We start from the raw sequence: 3,413 nt of genomic DNA, 5'->3' as shown, positions 1-3,413 counted from the left end.
AAGATCTGCGACCGCTGCGGCGTGGAAGTCACCCGGGCCAAGGTGCGCCGGGAGCGGATGGGCCACATCGAGCTGGCCACTCCCGTCTCCCACATCTGGTACTTCAAGGGAATCCCCTCCCGGATGGGTCTGCTGCTGGACATCAGCCCCCGCATCCTGGAGAAGGTGCTGTACTTTGCCAACTATATCGTCACCGATCCCGGTGAGACCCCGCTGATGAAGAATCAGATCCTCTCCGAGAAGGAGTACCGGGATTATCGGGAGAAATATGAGGATGATTTCCAGGCCGGCATGGGTGCCGAGGCCGTGAAGAAGCTTCTCCAGGATGTGGATCTGGAGAGCCTGTCCCGCCAGCTCCACGCTGAGCTGAAGGATGCCTCCGGCCAGAAGAAGGCCCGGATCGTTAAGCGCCTGGAAGTGGTGGACGCCTTCCGCCTCTCCGGCAATAAGCCTGAGTGGATGATCATTGACGTGCTGCCCGTGATCCCGCCTGAGCTGCGCCCCATGGTGCAGCTGGACGGCGGCCGGTTCGCAACGTCTGACCTGAATGATCTCTATCGCCGGGTCATCAACCGCAACAACCGCCTCAAGCGTCTCATCCAGCTCAATGCCCCCGACATCATCGTCCGCAACGAAAAGCGGATGCTCCAGGAGGCGGTGGATGCCCTGATCGACAACGGTCGCCGCGGCCGTGCCGTCACCGGAGCCAACAACCGCGCCCTCAAGTCCCTGAGCGACCTGCTCAAGGGCAAGCAGGGGCGTTTCCGTCAGAACCTGCTGGGCAAGCGCGTGGACTACTCCGGTCGTAGCGTTATCGTGGTCGGCCCCGAGCTGAAGATCTATCAGTGCGGCGTGCCCAAGGAGATGGCCCTGGAGCTGTTCCGCCCCTTCATCATGAAGAAGCTGGTGGAGGACGGCACCGCCAACAACATCAAGTCCGCCAAGAAGATGGTGGACAAGGGCGTTACCGAGGTTTGGGATGCCCTGGACGTCATCATCAAGGATCACCCCGTCATGCTCAACCGTGCCCCGACGCTGCACCGCCTGGGCATCCAGGCTTTCGAGCCGGTGCTGGTGGACGGCCGCGCCTTGAAGCTGCACCCCCTGAACTGCACCGCCTTCAACGCCGACTTCGACGGCGACCAGATGGCCATTCACGTGCCTCTGAGCGCCGAGGCCCAGGCTGAGGCCCGGATTCTGATGCTCTCCGCCAACAACCTGCTGCGTCCTCAGGACGGCGGCCCCGTCACCGTCCCCACCCAGGACATGGTGCTGGGCTCCTACTACCTGACCATGGACCGCATGGGCAAGGCCGAAAAGGGCGCCGAGACCATCTGGTGCGAGGATGCCGGCGACACGGCCCTCACCGCCCAGTCCGTGGTGGACGCTGAGGAGTTCCTGGCTGAAAATGAGAAGGCCAAGGCCGAGGGCAAGCAGCAGGCCACTTACAAGCCTCTGCACTACTACGCCAGCGAAGAAGAGGCCCTCATGGCCTACAACGACCATGTCATCGGGCCCCACTGCCCCATCGGCGTCCGGCGGACGCTGACTGTGGACGGCGTGGAGCACACCAAGGTGGTGGAGGTCACTCCCGGCCGCATCATCTTCAACCAGAACATCCCCCAGGACCTGGGCTTTGTGGACCGCACCGATCCCGCCCACGTCTGCGATTACGAGATCACTTTTACCTGCGGCAAGAAGCAGCTGGGCCAGATCGTGGACCGCACCATCAACAAGCATGGCTTTACCATTGCCGCCGAGGTGCTGGACGCCATCAAGGCCACCGGCTACAAGCACTCCACGCTGGCGGCCATCACCGTCTCCATCGCGGATATGACGGTGCCCCCCAAGAAGTACGAGCTGGTTGCTGAGTCCGAGCAGAAGGTTCTGGACATCGAAAACCAGTACAAGATGGGCTTCATGACCGACCACGAGCGTTACAAGCAGGTGGTGCAGGTCTGGGAAAAGACCACCAACGATGTCTCCGATGCCCTGCAGAAGAACCTGGACCGTTACAACCCCATCTTCATGATGGCAGACTCCGGCGCCCGTGGTTCTATGAAGCAGATCCGTCAGCTGGCCGGTATGCGCGGCCTGATCGCCAACACTGCCGGTAAGACCATCGAGATCCCCATCAAGGCAAACTACCGCGAAGGCCTGACCGCCCTGGAGTACTTCATCTCCAGCCGTGGCGCCCGTAAGGGCCTGGCCGATACGGCACTGCGTACCGCAGACTCTGGTTACCTGACCCGCCGAATGGTGGATGTCTCCCAGGATGTCATCATCCGGGAGGAGGACTGCCATGTGACCCACGGCATCAAGGTTTCCGAGATCAGCGAAAACGGCCAGGTCATCGAGAAGTTCTCCGACCGTGTCCGGGGCCGTTTCCTGGTGGGCGATGTGGTGGATGCCGAGACCGGCGAGGTGCTGGTGTCCAACACCAAGATGATGGACGAGAACGACGCCAAGATCATGGAGAGCCACAAGTGGGTCCAGAAGAACCCGAGGGAGGGCGATTTCTGCTCCTTTGATCCCAACGCCGGCGACGACAGCAAGCCCACTGTCATGATCCGCACGGTCCTGACCTGCAAGGCCCACAGCGGCGTGTGCGCCAAATGCTACGGCATGAACCTGGCCACGCAGCAGCCTGTTGGCCCCGGCGAGGCAGTCGGCATCATCGCCGCTCAGTCCATCGGCGAGCCCGGCACGCAGCTGACCATGCGTACGTTCCACACCGGCGGTCTGGCCGGCGGCGACATCACCCAGGGCCTTCCCCGAGTGGAAGAACTGTTTGAGGCCCGCAAGCCCAAGCGGATGGCTACTCTGGCGGAGATCGGCGGTACCGTCAAGTTCGAGGAGACTACCAAGGGCAGCCTCCTGAACATCGTCATCACCGCTCCCGACGGCGACACCCGCACGTATGCGGTGCCTCACACCGGACTTCAGGTGAAGGACGGAGACGTGGTGGAGGCTGGTACCCAGCTGACCTACGGCGCCCTCAACCCCCACGACGTGCTCCGCATCCGCGGCGCCGACGCCGTGTATAACTACCTCATCCAGGAAGTTCTGCGCGTGTACCGTCAGCAGGGCGTTGACATCAACGATAAGCACATTGAGGTCATCGTCCGTCAGATGATGCGCAAGGTCCGTCTGGAGGACGCCGGCGATACCAAGCTGCTGGACGGTTCCATGGTGGACGTTCTGGAACTGGATGACGCCAACGAGGAGATCGACCGCCGCAACGCTGCCGGTGAGCGGCAGGAAAACGGCGAGCCCCTGCGCCATGCTGTCGGCACTCAGCTGCTGATGGGCATCACCAAGGCGTCTCTGGCCACCGACTCCTTCCTCTCCGCCGCCTCCTTCCAGGAGACCACCAAGGTCCTGACCGAGGCTGCCATCAAGGGCAAGAGCGA

General features: G+C 62.3%; 1 protein-coding gene. It reads left to right on the top strand.

The genetic code is table 11. The features are described from left to right. On the top strand, nt 1-3,413 hold a 3,413-nt coding region (gene rpoC / locus QZL67_RS00005; RefSeq protein ID WP_292919550.1), incomplete at both ends, for a DNA-directed RNA polymerase subunit beta'.

The organism is Oscillibacter sp. CAG:155 (assembly GCA_000436875.1).
Lineage (GTDB): Bacteria > Bacillota > Clostridia > Oscillospirales > Oscillospiraceae > Oscillibacter.
Note: the sequence above shows the minus strand (reverse complement) of the source record. Positions and strands in the feature narration are given on the sequence as shown.